General features: G+C 64.2%; 12 protein-coding genes. 8 read left to right on the top strand and 4 right to left on the bottom strand.

Features of this window, described 5'->3' with window-relative positions; all coding sequences use genetic code 11:
- Window positions 1–217 precede the first annotated feature (217 nt).
- Window positions 218–595 (top strand): nitrite reductase small subunit NirD, encoded by a 378-nt coding sequence (nirD, locus tag ACP3TE_RS10285; RefSeq protein ID WP_105662151.1) that lies wholly within the window; start codon window positions 218–220, stop codon window positions 593–595.
- A 263-nt stretch (window positions 596–858) separates the two neighbouring features.
- On the opposite strand, the gene ACP3TE_RS10290 is transcribed toward nirD, so the two are convergent.
- The 3 genes from ACP3TE_RS10290 to ACP3TE_RS10300 are packed head-to-tail and all read right to left on the bottom strand — an operon-like array spanning window position 859 to window position 5,892.
- Window positions 859–2,349, bottom strand: coding sequence for an FAD-dependent oxidoreductase (locus ACP3TE_RS10290; RefSeq protein ID WP_105656193.1), 1,491 nt, complete (start codon window positions 2,347–2,349; stop codon window positions 859–861).
- Window positions 2,346–4,481 (bottom strand): molybdopterin oxidoreductase family protein, encoded by a 2,136-nt coding sequence (locus ACP3TE_RS10295; RefSeq protein WP_426733451.1) that lies wholly within the window; start codon window positions 4,479–4,481, stop codon window positions 2,346–2,348. The genes ACP3TE_RS10290 and ACP3TE_RS10295 overlap by 4 nt, the downstream gene beginning before the upstream one ends.
- A gap of 1 nt (window position 4,482) precedes the next feature.
- Window positions 4,483–5,892 (bottom strand): MFS transporter, encoded by a 1,410-nt coding sequence (locus tag ACP3TE_RS10300; RefSeq protein WP_105656195.1) that lies wholly within the window; start codon window positions 5,890–5,892, stop codon window positions 4,483–4,485.
- Window positions 5,893–6,328: 436 nt separating this feature from the next.
- Here ACP3TE_RS10300 and ACP3TE_RS10305 point away from each other — a divergent pair, with 436 nt between their 5' ends.
- The 6 genes from ACP3TE_RS10305 to ACP3TE_RS10330 all read left to right on the top strand — a co-directional run bounded on the left by ACP3TE_RS10305 (window position 6,329) and on the right by ACP3TE_RS10330 (window position 14,149).
- A complete protein-coding gene (locus ACP3TE_RS10305; RefSeq protein ID WP_105656196.1) occupies window positions 6,329–6,814 on the top strand; it encodes a nucleoside deaminase in 486 nt (161 codons plus the stop codon).
- Between the two features lie 12 nt (window positions 6,815–6,826).
- Complete coding sequence (locus ACP3TE_RS10310; RefSeq protein ID WP_332498715.1) at window positions 6,827–8,329, top strand: NCS2 family permease; 1,503 nt, start codon at window positions 6,827–6,829, stop codon at window positions 8,327–8,329.
- Window positions 8,330–8,601: 272 nt separating this feature from the next.
- Window positions 8,602–10,107, top strand: coding sequence for a xanthine dehydrogenase small subunit (locus ACP3TE_RS10315; RefSeq protein ID WP_105656199.1), 1,506 nt, complete (start codon window positions 8,602–8,604; stop codon window positions 10,105–10,107).
- Window positions 10,104–12,437, top strand: a complete 2,334-nt coding sequence (xdhB, locus tag ACP3TE_RS10320; protein ID WP_332488566.1) for a xanthine dehydrogenase molybdopterin binding subunit — start codon at window positions 10,104–10,106, stop codon at window positions 12,435–12,437. The genes ACP3TE_RS10315 and xdhB overlap by 4 nt, the downstream gene beginning before the upstream one ends.
- 2 nt (window positions 12,438–12,439) lie before the next feature.
- Window positions 12,440–13,258, top strand: coding sequence for a xanthine dehydrogenase accessory protein XdhC (gene xdhC / locus ACP3TE_RS10325; protein WP_133834105.1), 819 nt, complete (start codon window positions 12,440–12,442; stop codon window positions 13,256–13,258).
- A gap of 126 nt (window positions 13,259–13,384) precedes the next feature.
- Window positions 13,385–14,149 (top strand): hypothetical protein, encoded by a 765-nt coding sequence (locus tag ACP3TE_RS10330; protein ID WP_105656202.1) that lies wholly within the window; start codon window positions 13,385–13,387, stop codon window positions 14,147–14,149.
- A gap of 114 nt (window positions 14,150–14,263) precedes the next feature.
- On the opposite strand, the gene mmuM is transcribed toward ACP3TE_RS10330, so the two are convergent.
- Window positions 14,264–15,211, bottom strand: a complete 948-nt coding sequence (gene mmuM, locus ACP3TE_RS10335) for a homocysteine S-methyltransferase (protein WP_426733455.1) — start codon at window positions 15,209–15,211, stop codon at window positions 14,264–14,266.
- Between the two features lie 130 nt (window positions 15,212–15,341).
- On the opposite strand from mmuM, the gene ACP3TE_RS10340 reads away from it, so the two are divergent.
- Window positions 15,342–16,790 carry an amino acid permease gene (locus ACP3TE_RS10340; protein WP_105656203.1) on the top strand — a complete coding sequence of 483 codons (1,449 nt, stop codon included), beginning with the start codon at window positions 15,342–15,344 and terminating at the stop codon, window positions 16,788–16,790.
- The last annotated feature ends 9 nt before the right edge of the window (window positions 16,791–16,799 follow it).

The raw sequence follows: 16,799 nt of genomic DNA on the forward strand, positions 1-16,799 counted from the left end.
CTGAAACATATTCGAATCATTCGCAATGGGCAATCGTTGCGCAAAGGCAATTGGACAGGATAAACCAGCGGATTTCCGGGAGAATCCAGGATTCACGGTGCCCATTTTTGCTGTTAGGCATGCTTTACGGACTGGCAACGGCTGGAAGCATCGGGCGAAACATGCGGCTTCTAAGCTCGGTATGTCAGCAGATGCCAACCACGAAGGGCTTACGTTCATGAGCACGCAAATTGCAGAAGACACCCGTGAAGCTACTTTGAGCTTGGCTCCGCTTTGCCGCAGTGCAGAGCTGGAGCGTGGATGGGGAGAAGCGCTGTGGCTCGAGGCCACACAGCTAGCCCTGTTCCGTACCGAAGAAGATGCCTTCTACGCAACCTCGCATCACTGCCCGAACAGCGGCGCGAAGGTCATGGCCCGCGGCATTCTGGGCGACACCATGGTCGAAGGAACCAGCGTGGCCACCGTTGCCTGCCCGCTGCACAAGGAAGTGTACCGACTGGATACCGGCGAATGCCTGAACGCCGATTCGCTGCCGCTGCCAGTGCAGCGGCTCATGGAAATCGAGGGACAGCTATGGATGGAGCAGAGCAAATGAGTATCAAATCAGATCGCAGCCTGAACGTCGAGCATTCGGCCTGGCAAGGCTGGTACGAACTGAACGACGAGACGGATTCGCTTGCAACCAACTAGCTCCGGCTATCGCATTTTCCAGCGGTGGCGTGCAAGAATAAGGCAACTCGCATCATCATCCAAACGCAGGGACGAAAGCTCACGGCTTTCGTCCCTGCGATTTTGCGTTCCGGCCGGGCATAGGCAAGGGCGGCCAGCTAGCTGGGAGCCGACCGCCCATTGGAGCCATTACGCCAGGGCAGGCGCCTTGGCCAGCAACTCTTCGATCTTCGCTTTGCACCCGCCGCATCCGGTGCCCGCACGGCAGTTCTCGCCGACCTCGGCGACGGTGGTGCAACCAGCGCCTACAGCATGGGTTACCTGGCCGTAGGTAGCGCCCGAACAGCGGCACAGCTGATCATCATCGCTGGGGATAGCAGCGATTTGATCCGTTGCCGGATCATCCAGCCGCAAGAGGGCCGAACGGTCTTCAGGCAACGCGGTGGCCCGTTCATAGGCCAGCACGAGTTCGGCACTGGTTTGCGGCAATCCCATGGCCAGGAATCCGGTGACCGTATCCTGCCGGGTGACGATCTTCAGGTACCGTCCGCGCGCAGGATCTGCATAGACGGTTGCCTGCAGATCGGTATCGTCCCAATAACCGGCGCTGATATCGCCGGCTGCAGTCAGCTCGATGCCTTGTCCCTTGAGCATCAATACATCAGAAGCAGAGAAGTCCGGGGCAGCAAGCGGCTCGGAGCCAGAGGAACCAGCCAGCCGCAACAACTGCTGGGACAACCATGCGGCTTGTGCCCAGCCCGGGGCCAGCAGTCCGACCGGTGGCTGTCCGGCAACTTCGGCACAGTCGCCGAGGGCGAAAATTCGCTGCTCGGTATCGGCGCAAAGGAATTCATCAGTCTTAATACCGCGGCCCACCGGTAATCCGCAGCCCGAGGCCAGCTCTGTTCTGGCTCTCACACCCGTGGAAATGAGCAGGGCATCAGCCTGGATCAGTCCGTGGGTGGAAGTCATCAGGCCGGTGAAACCCTGTGCATCCTTCTGAATGCCACTGGCCTTCGCACCAGGGATCACCTCGACACCTGCTTCACGCAGATTACGCGTCAGCAGCGCCCCTCCATCTGCATCCACGACGCGTCCCAAGGGAGCCGGACCATGATGCACCAGCACCGGTTGGGCGCCGGTGCGCGCAATGGCCAAGGCCGCCTCGATACCCAGAACTCCGCCGCCGAGAATTAAAATGCGTTGGCCCAGACCGATCGATTCCCGCAGCTGGTGGGCGTCATCCACCGTGCGCAGCGCGAAAACTCCGGCTGGCAGTGAAGCATCAGCGTGCGGATCGAAATTCAGGCCGTTGAGCGTGGGGATTACCGCTCGGGCGCCGGTGGCGAAAACAAGCCGGTCGTAGGACACATAGTCGTTGCCGCCCAGATGGATCCGGCGCCGTGAGCGATCGATGCCGGTAGCCTGCACGCCCAAGCGCACGTCGACTCCGGCATCGGCCAAGCGCTGCGGATCCACCATGCCCAAATGCCCGAACTCGGCGGCTCCCACTGCCAGTTCAGCGAGCAGCACACGGTTGTAGGCCAGGTGGTCTTCGGCGCTGATGATGGTGATGGCGCAGTGGCCGGCCGCCGCTGCCGGGAGCAGCCCTTCGACAAGGGACGCGGCGACGGGGCCGAAGCCAATGATGATAATGCGTTGCGGGCGTTGCTCGTTCATTGTTCCTCTTTCACAGCGCTCAGCGAAACATGGGCGTGCTTGAATTCCGGCATCTTGCTGCGCGGGTCGACCTTCGCCTCGGTCAGCAGGTTTGCGGTACCGGAATCCGGGTAGTGGAAGGGCAAGAAGACCGTGTCCAGCCGGGCATCAACGGTCAGCCGTGCGCGGGCGGTGACTTCACCGCGTTCATTGCTGATCACGACCTTTTGTCCTTGGACAATCCGGTGGGCCAGCGCGGTTGCTGGATGGATTTCCAGCAGCGGTTCCGGTGCGGCCTGGACCAGCTCGGGGACCCGGCGCGTCTGGGCGCCAGACTGGTAGTGCTCCAGCAGCCGGCCGGTCACCAGGGACACGGCCGACTTACTCATCCGGGGCTCCGATTGGAAAGCAACTGGCACCAGCACTGCACGCCGATCCGCATGGGCAAAACCGTTAAGGAATAGCCGAGGGGTTCCATTGCGGATGCCGCGCTCGGCCTTCACCTCGGTGCCTGCAGGGCACGGCCAGTAGATGGCCGCCCCGGCATCGAGGTCATCCCAACGCACTCCCGAGTAGTCCGCTAGTCCACCGGCTGAAGCCAATTTGAGTTCTTCGAAGACTTCTCGGGCATCGGGGGAGAAGTGGCCGGGAGCATCCAGGCGTTGGGCGAGCTGGGCGAGGATCCACAGTTCGCCGCGCGCATGTTCCGGTGCCGCCAAGGCAGCGCGGCGGCGCAGGATCCGCCCCTCCAAGTTGGTCATGCTGCCTTCTTCTTCAGCCCATTGCAGCACCGGCAAGACCAGGTCCGCTTGGGCTGCGGTCTCCGAGAGGAAAAAGTCGCAGACCACCAGGAAATCCAGCCTGGACAGTGCGTGGATCACGCGCGACGCATCGGGTGCGGAGATCACCGGGTTGGCCCCGTGGACCATCAGCATGCGCGGACCGGTGGGGGTACCTAGCGCGTCGAGGAGTTCAACGGCGGGAAGCCCGGGACCGGGAATGGTTTCGGGGTCAACACCCCAGACGCGGGCTACATGCGCACGGTGTTCCGGGTCGGTGATCTTGCGGTAGCCGGGAAGCTGGTCGCACTTTTGCCCGTGTTCCCGACCGCCCTGCCCGTTGCCCTGGCCGGTGATGGTGCCGTAGCCGCCGGCCAGGGTTCCGGGCAAGCCGAGCAGCAGCGCGAGGTTGATCGCGGCGGTGACCGTATCGGTGCCGTTGGAATGCTGCTCGATGCCGCGGCCGGTGAGGATGTAGACCGGCTTGCCGCCGGCCTTCGCTTCGCTGGCTGCCTGCGCCAAGGCCCGGGCGGTGTGCCGGATCTGCTCGGCAGGAACACCGGTGACCTGGGCGGTGCGTTCTGGCCACCAGCTGGCTAAGGAGGCTTTCAAAGAATCGAAACCGTTGGTGCGGGCGGCCAAGTAGCTGGTATCGGCCAGGGACTCGGCCATCAGCACGTGGGCCAAGCCCAGCAGCAGCGGTAGGTCGGTGGCCGGGGTTGGCTGCAGGTGCCAGCCAGCATTATCGGCGCAGAGCTTGGCTGTTGCAGAACGCCGCGGATCAACCACTATCAGCCCGCCGTTCTCACGGGCTCCGGCCAGATGCCGGACAAAGGGCGGCATCGTATCGGCGACATTGGAACCGAGCATCAGGATCATCCCGGCCGAATCCAGATCAGCCAGCGGGAAAGGCAATCCCCGGTCCAAGCCGAAGGCGCGGTTGGTGCCGGCGGCTGCCGAGGACATGCAGAACCGTCCGTTGTAGTCGATCCGCGAGGTACCTAGGGCCAGCCGCGCGAACTTGCCCAGCTGGTAGGCCTTTTCATTGGTCAGCGAACCGGAACCGAAGACCGCGAGTGCGTCGGCTCCGGATTCGGCCCGGATGCCCAGCGCCTTTTCGGCAACCAGATCCAGCGCATGCTCCCAGCTAACCGGGGCAAAGCTTCCATCGGGCTGGCGGAGCAGGGGTGATTGCAGGCGTTCTGGGTGATCGAGCAGCGTGGCGGCGCTATAGCCTTTGCGGCACAGCGCCCCGCCATTGGTCTCGAAGTCCCGTCCCCTCAGGCTCACCGGTTCGGTGCCGTGATCCTGCTGGTTGGATTCCAAGGTGATGCCGCACTGCAGGGCGCAATAGGGGCAATGAGTGTCGGTCATCCTAGACTCCGTGCTGGGCGAAACGGGTGCCTGAGCGTGCATAGGCGAACCATGCGGTGGCCATGAGCAGCAGGTAGACCGCGATGAAGATGATGAACGCCGTGGTGTAGGCGCCGGTGCTGGATAAGGACAGTCCCAAGGCCTGGGGAATCAGGAAGCCGCCGTAGGCGCCAATGGCCGAGATCAAACCGAGAGCGGCGGCCGCCTTGCGCGAAGAATCCACCTGGCTTGCCTGTTTTCCCTCGTCGCTCAGGGCAAAGACTGCCGGGATCATGCGGTAGGTCGAGCCATTGCCGATGCCGCTTGCGGTGAAGAGCAGCAAGAACAGGAATAGAAACATCCAGAAGTTGGCCCGTGGCAGGCTGAGCACTAGCGCAGCGGTAATCAAGGCCATGGCTCCGAAAGTCGCCACGGTGATGCGTGCGCCGCCGAGCTTGTCAGCGATCTTGCCTCCGTATGGACGGGCCAGGGACGCGACCAGCGGGCCAAGGAAGGCCAAGGTGATGGTTGCGGTGCCCAACGGCAAGGCCGCGTATTCGGGGAAAGTGTCAACGATCAGCTTGGGGAATACTGCCGAGAATCCGATGAAGGAGCCGAAGGTTCCCACATACAGTGCGGAGATGATCCACAGGTGCTTTACCTTCAGGCAGGCAATGGCGCCGCGGATATCTGAGCGGGCCGACGACAGGTTGTGCATGTATTTCCAGGCACCCCATGCGGAGAGCAGAATCAACGGGATCCAGAGCATCCCTGCCAGCGGAAGCTGCAACGCCCCGGCGGCGAAGACCGTGACAATGACCGGTACAAGCAGCTGGGCGACCGCCGCGCCGAGGTTGCCGCCGGCGGCGTTGAGGCCCAACGCCCATCCCTTGCGGGAAGCGGGGTAGAAATAGGTGATATTAGCCATCGAGGAAGCGAAATTTCCGCCGCCGAAGCCGGTCAGCGCCGCAAGGCTGAGCATGACCCAGAATGGCGTGGACGGATCAGCCAGGGCCAGCGAAATGCCGCCGGCCGGAATCAGCAGGAGCAGCGCGGAAATGACCGTCCAGTTGCGCCCGCCGAAACGGGCCACCATGAACGTGTAGGGGATGCGCAAGGTGGCACCGACGAGGCTCGGGATGGAGATCAGCCAGAACAGCTGCGTGGTGCTGTAGCTGAATCCCGCTACTGGAAGATAGACCACGACAATGGCGAAAAGCTGCCAAACGCTGAATCCGAGGAACTCGGCGAAGATGGACCACTTGAGGTTTTGGCTGGCTACCGCAGATCCGGTGCGCTTCCAGAATTCTGGATCCTCCGGGGTCCAGTTGCTGACCCAGCGTCCCGGTTGCACTTGCAGTGCCTGCGATGTGTCAGATGCTTCTAGCTGTGCGCTCACGTTATCCGATCCCTTCTCTAGCACTTGATGCATCTGAGCTTCTCAAAGAGGTATTTCGCCTAGGTGCTCAGGTTGTTGCGCCGAAGGGAACTTAAATTCACCCGCCGGATCGGTGCGCCGATAGGCGGCTGTAATGTGTTGGAAACCCGAGCGCCGGGGCAAGGATCCAGCTTCGGGAGTCGCGGCGCTGGAGGGAGGGGCCAGTCCCGTCGGATCGCTGCTAGTGGGAGAGGGGATGAGCGGCAAGACGGCAAGTTTTTGTTCATGATGCGAAAAAGAGATTTCAAAAGAATTGTTGCGTGCGTCACAATCCGCTGATAATCTCGTAGCTGTCTATGGCGGGCACCCACCTGATGGGTCGCTATCTACCGGGCATGCAACTGATCGATTTCAGGTGACAAGCGCAACCGGTAGCTAGCGCCAAGCAGCGCGCTGCGGTTCTCTTGTCCAAAGCATGAGGAGCCACGCGATGAGCGTTACTACCACTGGCCAAGACTATCTTTCGATGGCCATCGATATTGCCACCACAAATGTCCACAACGCCGGCGGGCCTTTCGGCGCCGTCGTGGTCGCCCCCGACGGCCAGGTCTTCGAAGGGGTCAACCGCGTCACGGCCAACAATGATCCATCGGCGCACGCCGAAGTGGTGGCCATCCGTACCGCGGCCGCCGCCTTGGGGACCTTCGACTTGAGCGGCTGCGTGCTCTACAGCAGCTGCGAACCCTGCCCAATGTGCCTGGCCACCTCGCTGTGGGCACGCATCGGCAAGGTCTTCTTCGCGGCCAACAGGCATGATGCGGCTGCCGCCGGATTCGACGACGCGGTGTTCTACGACTACTTCGAAGCAAAATCCAACCGCTCGCTGATGCCGGTGAACTGCTTCCAGTCCGAAGGCGGCGAGCACCTGTTGCCGTTCAAGGCATGGGATTCGCAAGAATCCCGGACCGACTACTAAAGGTCCAGGACCATGACCACGACAAGTCGCTTGCCAGCTGGCCCCCAGGGCACGCAGCGCGGCAGCAAGCCGCGCCGGCCGGGTGGGCCGGGCGGCATCCTGGATGCGTTCTTCAGCATCACCGAACGCGGGTCCACGCTGGCGCGGGAATTGCGCGGCGGGATCGTCACCTTCTTCACGATGGCCTACATCGTGATCCTCAACCCGCTGATCCTCGGCGGATTCAGCGCCGAGGCCGCACCCGTGGATGTGGCCGGCAACTGGCTTCCGGCCGCGCAGGTCGGGGCCATGACCTCGCTGACTGCCGGGGCCATGACCATCCTGTTCGGGCTGATCGCCAACCTGCCCTTCGGCCTGGCCGCCGGGCTGGGCATCAACTCCTTCCTAGCCGTCTCGGTGATCCAGGACGTCACCTGGCCCGAGGCCATGGGGCTGGTGGTGGTCAACGGCGTGCTGATCGTCCTGTTCGGGATGACCGGGGTGCGCACCGCGATCTTCCGGGCCATCCCCAAGGATCTGAAGGCCGCCATTACGGTGGGCATCGGGCTGTTCATCACCTTCATCGGGTTCGTGGACTCCGGCTTCGTCACCCGTACCGCCGCCGGGCCTCCGGTGCAGCTGGGCGATGGCGGGTCGATCGTCTCGATCCCGACCATGGTCTTCGTGGTGGGCCTGCTGATCATGGGCGCGCTGGTGGCCCGCGGGGTGCAGGGCGCGATCCTGATCGGCATCGTGATCTCCACGGTGCTGGCGATGATCGCCGAGCTGGTGTTCAGGATCGGGCCAGCCGGCGCGGATAACCCGCATGGCTGGCACCTGAACATGCCGGTGCTGCAGGGAAATATCGTCTCGTTGCCGGATTTGTCGCTGGCCGGGGAGTTCGACCTGTTCGGATCCTTCGGGCGGATCGGCGCGCTGGCGGCGACGATGCTGGTGTTCACCTTGGTGTTCACGAACTTCTTCGACGCCATGGGCACCATGACCGGACTGGCCAAGAATGCCGGTCTGGCGCGCAAGGACGGCACCTTCCCGCGGCTGAAGGCCGCGTTCGTGGTCGAGGGCCTGGGCGCGGTGGCCGGAGGCATGGGCTCGTCCTCCTCCAATACCGTCTACGTGGATTCGGCGGCCGGCATCGGGGAAGGAGCGCGCACCGGGCTGGCTTCGGTCATCACCGGCGTGCTGTTCCTGGGTTCGATGTTCTTCACGCCGCTGACCTCCGTGGTTCCCATCGAGGTGGCTGCCGCGGCACTGGTTCTGGTGGGCACCTTGATGTGCGCGCAGATCCGCGAGATCAACTTCAAGCGGTTCTCCAGCGCCATGCCGGCGTTCCTCACCCTGATCACCATGCCGTTGACCTACTCCATTGCCAATGGCATTGGCGCAGGGTTCATCGCCTGGGTGGTGGTGAACACCGCGGCCGGGCGGTATGCCAAGATCCACCCGCTGCTGTGGGTGGTGGCGCTGGGCTTCCTGGTGTACTTCGCACGGGGCCCGATTACGGCCCTACTGGCCTGAGTTGATACGGGCTATAGTAAGGATCCACTGAGGTGAGGTGGCTCACCTTGATGGTTTGCATGGATGTGAATGATCCGAATTCTGGAGGGTAATCATGGGCGGATGCCTCGCCTGGTCCAAGGGCCAGATAGCGCACGGAAACTGATCCCGCCGCAGCACGCGGCGGCGCCCTGGACGAGCCTGGAACCTCCGGCAGGGCGCCAGATCCCACCCATCATCCAATTCATTCATGGTGCGTCCGGCGATACCCGGGCGCAGGAGGTGTCAACGGCATGAGCGCCGAGGCAACGCAAGAGACAAAATGCCTGGTTACGGTCAACGGAAAGGTCCGGGAATTCGACGGGCCGCCGCATACCAACGCGCTGGATTTCCTGCGCGGGCAGCAATTGATCGGATGCAAGGAAGGCTGTGCCGAGGGCGAGTGCGGCGCCTGCTCGATCCTGGTGGCCCGCAGCGATGGGGAAGGCAGCAGGTGGACGGCGGTCAACGCCTGCCTGCTGCCGGCCGCGGCGCTCGACGGCCAGGAGATCATCACCTCCGAAGGGCTGGGCAGCGTCGCGGCGCTGCATCCGGTGCAGGAAGAGATGGCCAACCGCGGCGGATCCCAGTGCGGCTATTGCACCCCCGGATTCGTCTGCTCCATGGCCGCCGAATACTACCGCCCCGAGCGGACCGCCAATCCCGCAGTCAGCGCGGAGGATAGCGGCGCGCACGAGTGCGGACCCAATGAATTCGACCTGCACGCGCTGTCGGGCAATCTCTGCCGCTGCACCGGATACCGCCCGATCCGCGACGCCGCCTACGCCCTGGGCGAGCCCGAGCCGGATGACCCGCTGACTGCCCGGGCACAGCGCGCCGCACCGGCCCCGGCAGCCACGGATATCCAGCGCGCCGATACCCCTACCGGGGACCTGGGCCGTTTCCGCCGGGCCAGCGACCTGGATCAGGCACTGCAGATCCTGGCCGCCGAACCGCAGACCGTACTGGTGTCCGGTGCCACCGACTGGGGCGTGGAGGTCAACATCAAAGGCGCCCGCGCCCGCTCGGTGCTGGCCATCGACCGGCTGCCCGAACTGCGCCAGATCCACTGGAACGAGCGGTACCTTGAACTGGGCTCGGGCTGCACCCTGAGCGAGCTGGAACGCAAGCTCGCCGGGCAGGTTCCGCTGCTCTCCCAGCTCTTCGGGCAGTTCGCGTCAAGGCTGATCCGCAATAGCGCAACCATCGGCGGGAACCTGGGGACCGGCTCGCCCATTGGCGACACCCCGCCGGCGCTGCTGGCGCTGGAGGCCGAGCTGGTGCTTTCCAGCATCCACGGCAACCGGGTGGTGGCGCTTTCGGACTACTTCACCGGCTACCGGCAGACCGTGCGCGAGCCGGGGGAGATGATCACCGCGATCCGCATCCCGTTGCCGCTGGCGCCGCTGACCAGCTTCCAGAAGATTTCCAAGCGGCGCTTCGATGACATCTCCTCGGTAGCCATCGGCTATGCGCTCACGGTGTCGGACGGCATGATCACCACGGCGCGGATCGGGCTGGGCGGCGTGGCCGCGACCCCGCTGCGCGCCGTGGCCACCGAAGCCGAGCTGGAAGGCCAGCCGTGGAACCTGGAAACTATCCGGGCCGCGGCACGCACCATGGGCACCGAAGGAACCCCGATGGATGACCACCGGGCCAGCGCCAACTACCGCAAGGCCATGCTGGCCTCCTCGCTTGAACGGTTCTATGCCCAGCAGCTTGAACGCCGCTTGGAAGCAGGACAGGAGCAGAACTCATGAGCCAGCTATCCCAACGCCCCGACGCACCGGTAGTCGGCCAGCGCCACCGCCACGAATCGGCGGCCGCGCACGTCACCGGCACCGCGCTGTATACCGACGACCTGGCTGCGCGTCTGGCCGGGGTCCTGCACGCCTACCCGGTGCAGTCCACCTGCGCCCATGGAAAAATCCTGGGCCTGGATGCCAGTGCGGCGCAGCAGGTACCCGGGGTGGTCCGGGTCATCACCGCGAAAGACATTCCCGGGGTCAATGACCAGGGCGCCAAGCACGACGAGCCGCTGCTCCCGGTGGAAGAAGTCATGTTCTTCGGCCAGCCGGTGGCGTGGGTCCTGGGCGAAGACCTGGAAGCTGCCAAAGCCGGGGCCAGGGCGGTGCGCGTGGAGTACGAACCGCTGGATTCGCTGATCACCATCAAGGACGCGATCGCGGCCAACAGCTTCCACGGCATCCAGCCCGAGATCTCCAAGGGCGATCCGGAGGCCGCCTTCGCGCAGGCGGCCCACGTTTTCGAGGGCGATTTCGAGTTCGCCGGCCAGGAGCACTTCTATCTGGAAACCCAGAACTCGCTGGCGATGGTGGATGAGAGCGGGCAGATCATGATCCACTGCTCCACCCAGCATCCCACCGAAACCCAGGACATCGTCTCGCATGTGCTGGGCATCGGCGCCCACGAGGTCACCGTGCAGGTATTGCGCATGGGAGGCGGCTTCGGCGGCAAGGAAATGCAGCCCCATGGCTATGCCGCGGTGGCGGCCCTCGGCGCGGTGCTCACCGGACGGCCGGTGCGGGTGCGGCTGGACCGCACCCTGGACATGACCATGACCGGTAAGCGCCACGGATTCCATGCCACCTGGAAAATCGGCTTCGACGATCAGGGCAAGATCCTGGCCCTGCAGGCCGAGCTGACCGCTGACGGAGGGTGGAGCCTGGATCTGTCCGAACCGGTGCTGACCCGCGCGATGTGCCATATCGACAATTCCTATTGGATCCCGAATATCAGGGTCAACGGGCGCATCGCCAAATGCCATAAGACCTCGCAGACCGCGTTCCGCGGCTTCGGCGGTCCGCAGGGCATGCTGGTCATGGAAGACATCCTGGGCCGGGTGGCCCCGCAGCTGGGATTGGACGCCCGGGAACTGCGCCGCCGCAATTTCTACACCCAGGGACAGGACACCCCGTACTACCAGCCGGTCCGGCATCCCGAGCGCTTGGAGGCTGCTTGGACCCAGCTGCTCGGCTCGGCAGGTATCGCCGCACGCGAGGAGCAGATCGCAGAATTCAATGCCGGGCACGAGCACGCCAAAAGGGCGCTGGCGATGACGCCGGTGAAATTCGGCATCTCCTTCAACCTCACCGCCTTCAACCAGGGCGGCGCGTTGGTGCTGGTCTACAAGGACGGTTCGGTGCTGGTCAACCACGGCGGCACCGAAATGGGACAGGGCCTGCATACCAAGATGCTGCAGGTGGCCGCCACCGCCTTGGGCGTGCCGCTATCCAAGGTGCGCATTGCTCCCACGCGCACCGACAAGGTGCCCAATACCTCGGCCACCGCAGCCAGTTCGGGCAGCGACCTGAACGGCGGCGCGGTCAAGGATGCGTGCGAGCAGATCCGCGGCCGGCTCGCGCAGGTGGCCGCCGGACAATTGGGGGTTCCGGCGCAAGATCTGCGCTTCAGCCGCGGCAGGGTCACCGCGCTGGGCAAGAGCGAATCGCTGGGTTGGGAAGAAGTGGTCAACGCCGCGTACTTCCAGCGGGTCCAGCTTTCGGCCGCCGGCTTCTACCGGACCGAAGGGCTGCATTGGGACCTCTCGCAGATGACGGGCAGCCCGTTCAAGTACTTCTCCTACGGGGTGGCGGCCAGCGAGGTGGAAGTCAGCGGCTTTGACGGCTCCTATGTGCTGCGCCGCGTGGATATCGTCCATGATGTGGGCGATTCTCTCTCGCCGCTGGTGGATCTGGGGCAGATCGAGGGAGGGTTCGTGCAGGGGGCTGGCTGGCTGACCCTGGAGGATTTGCGCTGGGACACCTCCGATGGCCCGAGCCGCGGACGGGTGGCCACCCAAGCCGCGAGCACCTACAAGATCCCGAGCTTCTCCGAGATGCCCGACGTCTTCAACGTCAGCTTGCTGGACAAGGCGCATGAGGAAGGCGCGGTCTACGGTTCCAAGGCCGTGGGAGAACCGCCGCTGATGCTCGCCTTCTCGGTGCGCGAGGCACTGCGTCAGGCCATTGCCTCCTTCGGCCGCTCCGGGCGTTCGGTGCCGCTGGCGTCCCCGGCGACTCCGGAAGCGGTGTTCTGGGCGATCGAAGCGGCACGGGAGGAGCGGTAGCCATGCTGTCGTGGATTGAAGCTGTCACCGCGCTGCGCAATGAGCGGCGTCCCGCGGTGCTGGCCACCATCACCGCGGTGCGCGGGCATGCCCCGCGCGAGGCCGGCGCGAAAATGGTGATTGCCAGCCAGGAGATCTTCGGAACCATCGGCGGGGGCAACCTGGAGATGGCTGCCATGGAACGGGCCCGGCAGATGATCAGCGCGAGCGGGAACCAGCCGCAGAGCATCACCATGAAGCTCAGCGACAAGGCCCCGGCCAAGTACGGCAGGCAATGCTGCGGTGGCGAGATCACGGTGCTGCTCGAGCCCTTGCCGGTTCCTGCCACGGTGGCGATTTTCGGGGTGGGAAATGTGGGCATGGAATTGGCCCGCATTCTCTCCCGCCATGACCTGGAGCTGCATCTGATTGATTCGCGCCCGGAATTCCTGGCGGACCTGCCGGCCCTTGAACCGAGCGTGGCGCGGATCCATTCGGCGGTGGCGGTGCTCGGGGAGCAGGTGCTCAGCTGCCTGCCTGGGGGAACGCACGTGCTGATCATGACGCACGATCATGCCGAGGATTTCCATCTGTGCGATGCCGCGTTGCGCCACCCGGGCTTGGGATCGATCGGATTGATCGGGTCGAGTGCCAAGTGGGCCCGCTTCCAGAAGAATCTGCGTGCCAGCGGCTTCAGCGACGAGCAGATCGCGGTGATCCAGTGCCCCATTGGAATCGAGCAGGTGCGGGGAAAGCAGCCGGCGGTGATTGCCGTGTCCGTGGCCGCCGATTTGCTGGCGAGGATCACGTCCGGGGCAAAGCAGCCGGTGCGCAGCGCCTAGGTGCGGGGCCGGCGGGCGATTATGAGAATTGTCTAACGTGGGGAACAAGTAGCAATGCTGGGGAGTTTAAACAGGGGAGAGCGGTGCTTCGTGCACCGCGCCCGCAACGTCTAGGAGGCCAATTCCATGTCCATGTTCGACAAGCTGCTGCGCAAGGGCAAGCAAATGGCCGGCGAGTACGTCCGGGAACAGCTCAACCAGCGCGGCTCCAATAGCAACCAGCGTGGCTCCAATAACCAGCAACGCGGCTACCAGCAGAATCCCGGCGGCTACCAGCAGCAGCCGCAGCACCAGAACTACGGCGAGCGCGGCTACGGCAACCAGCCGGCCTCGGCACCGTCGCGCGAGGACCAGGCCGCGATCGAGAAGTACCGCTACATGCTCCGTACCGCTCCGCCGCAGGATATGGAACGCGCCCACGCCGAGGCTTTCGCCCGGCTGACCCCGCAGCAACGCGAACTGCTGCATCATGAACTCTCCGAGCAGTTGCCGCCAGCAGAACGCCCGATGAGCCAGGACCCAAGGGACCTGGCCCGTTCGGCAACCCGCGCGGAGATGTCGCGTCCCGGGTTCATGGACAAGATCTTGGGTTCCGGCGGCAAGGGACGGGGTATGGGCATGGCTGCCGGCGCGGCCGGCGGCTTGGGTGTCGGCCTGCTCGGCGGCGTGGCAGGTGCGTTCATCGGTACCGCCATTGCCGGACCGCTGCTTGATGGTTTCGCCGGTATCGGCGAAGAGTTCGGTTCCATGGCCGAGGGCCTGGGCGATACCGTATCCGGTGCCGGGGAACAGCTCTCTGCGGCCGGTGAAGGCTTGGGCGGCCAGGCCGAAGGCATGTTCGGGGACTTCCTCGGCGGCGCCGGTGGGGACTTCGGCGACTTCGAGTTCTAAGGTAACTGGTCCCAGGCCGGCAGCAACTGCGTGTTGCTGCCGGCTTTTTCGCGCACTGTCCAGGCCTGCGGACAAGCCGCTGGCTCAGCGGAAGCCGAAGTGCCGGGACGGGCCTTAGCCGAGCTGGATGGCTTCGCGGACCCGGGTGATCTGTCCCGGGGTGACCTGGCAGCAACCGCCAATCAGGCGAGCGCCCGCGGCCACGAGTTCAGGAACCGCTCCGGGCAAATCATTGCCCTCAGTTCCTGGGACCCACACACGAGCTTCGTGGTCCCAAATTTCACCGCTATTCGGGTAGGCCAACAGCGGCAAGCCGGTTTCTTCTCCCAGGATCTGCAACGCGGCCACCGCTTGGGGTACCGGGCAGCAGTTCACGCCGACTGCGTCCCACACACCGGATTCCTGAACGATTCCGGCCACGACTCGAAGATCGGTGCCATCGCCCAGAACCACTCGGCCTTGATCATCGGCGCGCACCGCAAGGCTGAGCAACGCCGGCAGTTGCAGCTCCCGAGCCAATACGGTCAATGCTTCTGCTTCTGCCAGGCTTGGCACGGTTTCAAAGATGACCAGATCGGCACCGGCATCAGCCAGGATTTCCAAGCGCTTGCGGTGCCAGTTAGCCAGCTCGGAGGCCGTCTTGCGATAGGCGCCGTCGTATTCGGTCCCGGCGCCCGGTCCGGCACCGTAGGGCCCCACCGAGGCGGCCACCCAGCGTGCTGTGTCCGTGCGCCCAGCGCTGGAGGCTTCTCGCGCCAGGCGCACGCTGGTGCGCAGCATTTGTTCCATCTGCTGCTCGGAGCCCACCTGAGCCAGGCCGTCATAGCTGACCTGGTAGGAGCAAGTCGTGGCAACTTGGGCACCGGCAGCGAAAAAGTCCTGGTGCGCCGCGCGGACCTCTTCGGGGCGGTCCATGAGGATCTGCGCTGACCACAGGTGCCCGGTCACGTCATTGCCGCGATCGGCCAGATGGGTGCCGAGACCGCCGTCGAGGATGATTGGCGGGCTGCCTTCGGCGCGCAATGCGTCACGGAAATTGCTGGGGTGGTTTGGGGTATGCACGTCATCGAGGGTACACGGCGAGTGCTTGGATGACCGACCTTGACGCCGTGTGACCACAGATGACATGCCCGTCCGGGACTGCCGTCCAAGCTCGATATCCTGCAAGCGCATTCATTCCACAAGGAGCCCCATGACCGAGAGCATCGTCAGCACCAACGAGACTGCACCAGCCGATTCCGGACTGCTAAGAACCATGACCTCGCGTCATCTGGTGATGATCGCTTTGGGCGGGGTGATCGGCTCGGGCCTGTTCGTTTCCTCCGGATACACCATTGCCCAAGCCGGGCCGCTGGGCGCGGTGCTGGCCTATGCAGTCGGAGCCTTGGTGGCCTACATGGTGATGAGCGGGCTGGGAGAGCTATCGGCGCGGCATCCGGTGGCAGGAGGATTCCATGCACACGCCACCCGTGATCTTGGACCAGCGTGGGGTTTTGCTACGGCGTGGCTCTACTGGCTGTGCTGGGCGGTAGCCCTGGCCAGCGAATTCACCGCAGCCGGGCTGCTGATGCAACGTTGGTTCCCCTCGATTTCCGTCTGGGTCTTCTCACTGGTTTTCGCTGCTTTGCTGTTTGCGCTGAATGCGACTTCATCGCGGGTCTTCGGCGAAACCGAATTCTGGTTTGCGCTGATCAAGGTGGCGGCGGTGCTGCTGGTGATTGTCGTTGGCGCCGCCACGATCATCGGCATCAACCCGGCCAGTGACGCCGGCGTGATTGGCCTGTCCAACTTCAGCACCGAAGGGGGACTGTTCCCTGCGGGGATTACCGGAGTACTGGTCACCGTCCTCTCGGTGTTCTACGCATTCAGCGGTACCGAGCTGATCGGCGTAGCGGCCGGCGAGGCGAAGAACCCGCAGCTGAGCATTCCGCGGGCCATCCGCACCGCCGTGGTTCGCTTGGCGGTGTTCTTCATCGGTGCCATCGTGGTCGTAGCCGCAATTATCCCGTTTGCCGAGGCGGGCGCGAATGAGAGTCCGTTCGTCACGGTCCTGGATGTCGCCGGCCTGCCAGCCGGTGCGGACATCATGAACTTCGTGATCATCACCGCCCTGCTCTCGGCAGGCAACTCCGGACTGTACTCATGCGCTCGCATGCTGCATTCCATGGGAGCCGCAGGCCAGGCGCCCAAAGCCCTGTCCAAGACCAACAGCAGGGGCATTCCGATGCTGGCCCTGAGCCTGTCGATCCTCGGCGGACTGGTATCGCTGTTCTCCAGCTTCATCGCGGCGCAGTCGCTCTTCATGGCTTTGGTATCCATTGCCGGGTTTGCGGTAGTAGCGGTGTGGATCGTGATCTGTGCATCGCATCTGTCGTTCCGCCGGCACTACGTAGCCCTGCATGGATCCACCGATTCCCTGCCCTATCGGGCACCATTGTTCCCGATTCTGCCGATCATCGCCTTGGTGCTGCTTGGCGCTTCGCTGGTGGGCGTGGCTTTTGATCCAGTGCAGCGTCCAGCACTGTACTTCGGTGTTCCGTTCACCCTTGCCTGCTTGGCCTATTACCGCTGGCGCCATGGCGCTGGGGTGTTCAGCCCGCAGCGTGAAGCCGAAAGTGCGGGATCGTTCGCGGGAAACTGAACCGGCGCA

This window comes from Glutamicibacter sp. 2E12 (genome assembly GCF_050030965.1).
In the GTDB taxonomy this organism is placed as follows: Bacteria; Actinomycetota; Actinomycetes; order Actinomycetales; family Micrococcaceae; genus Glutamicibacter.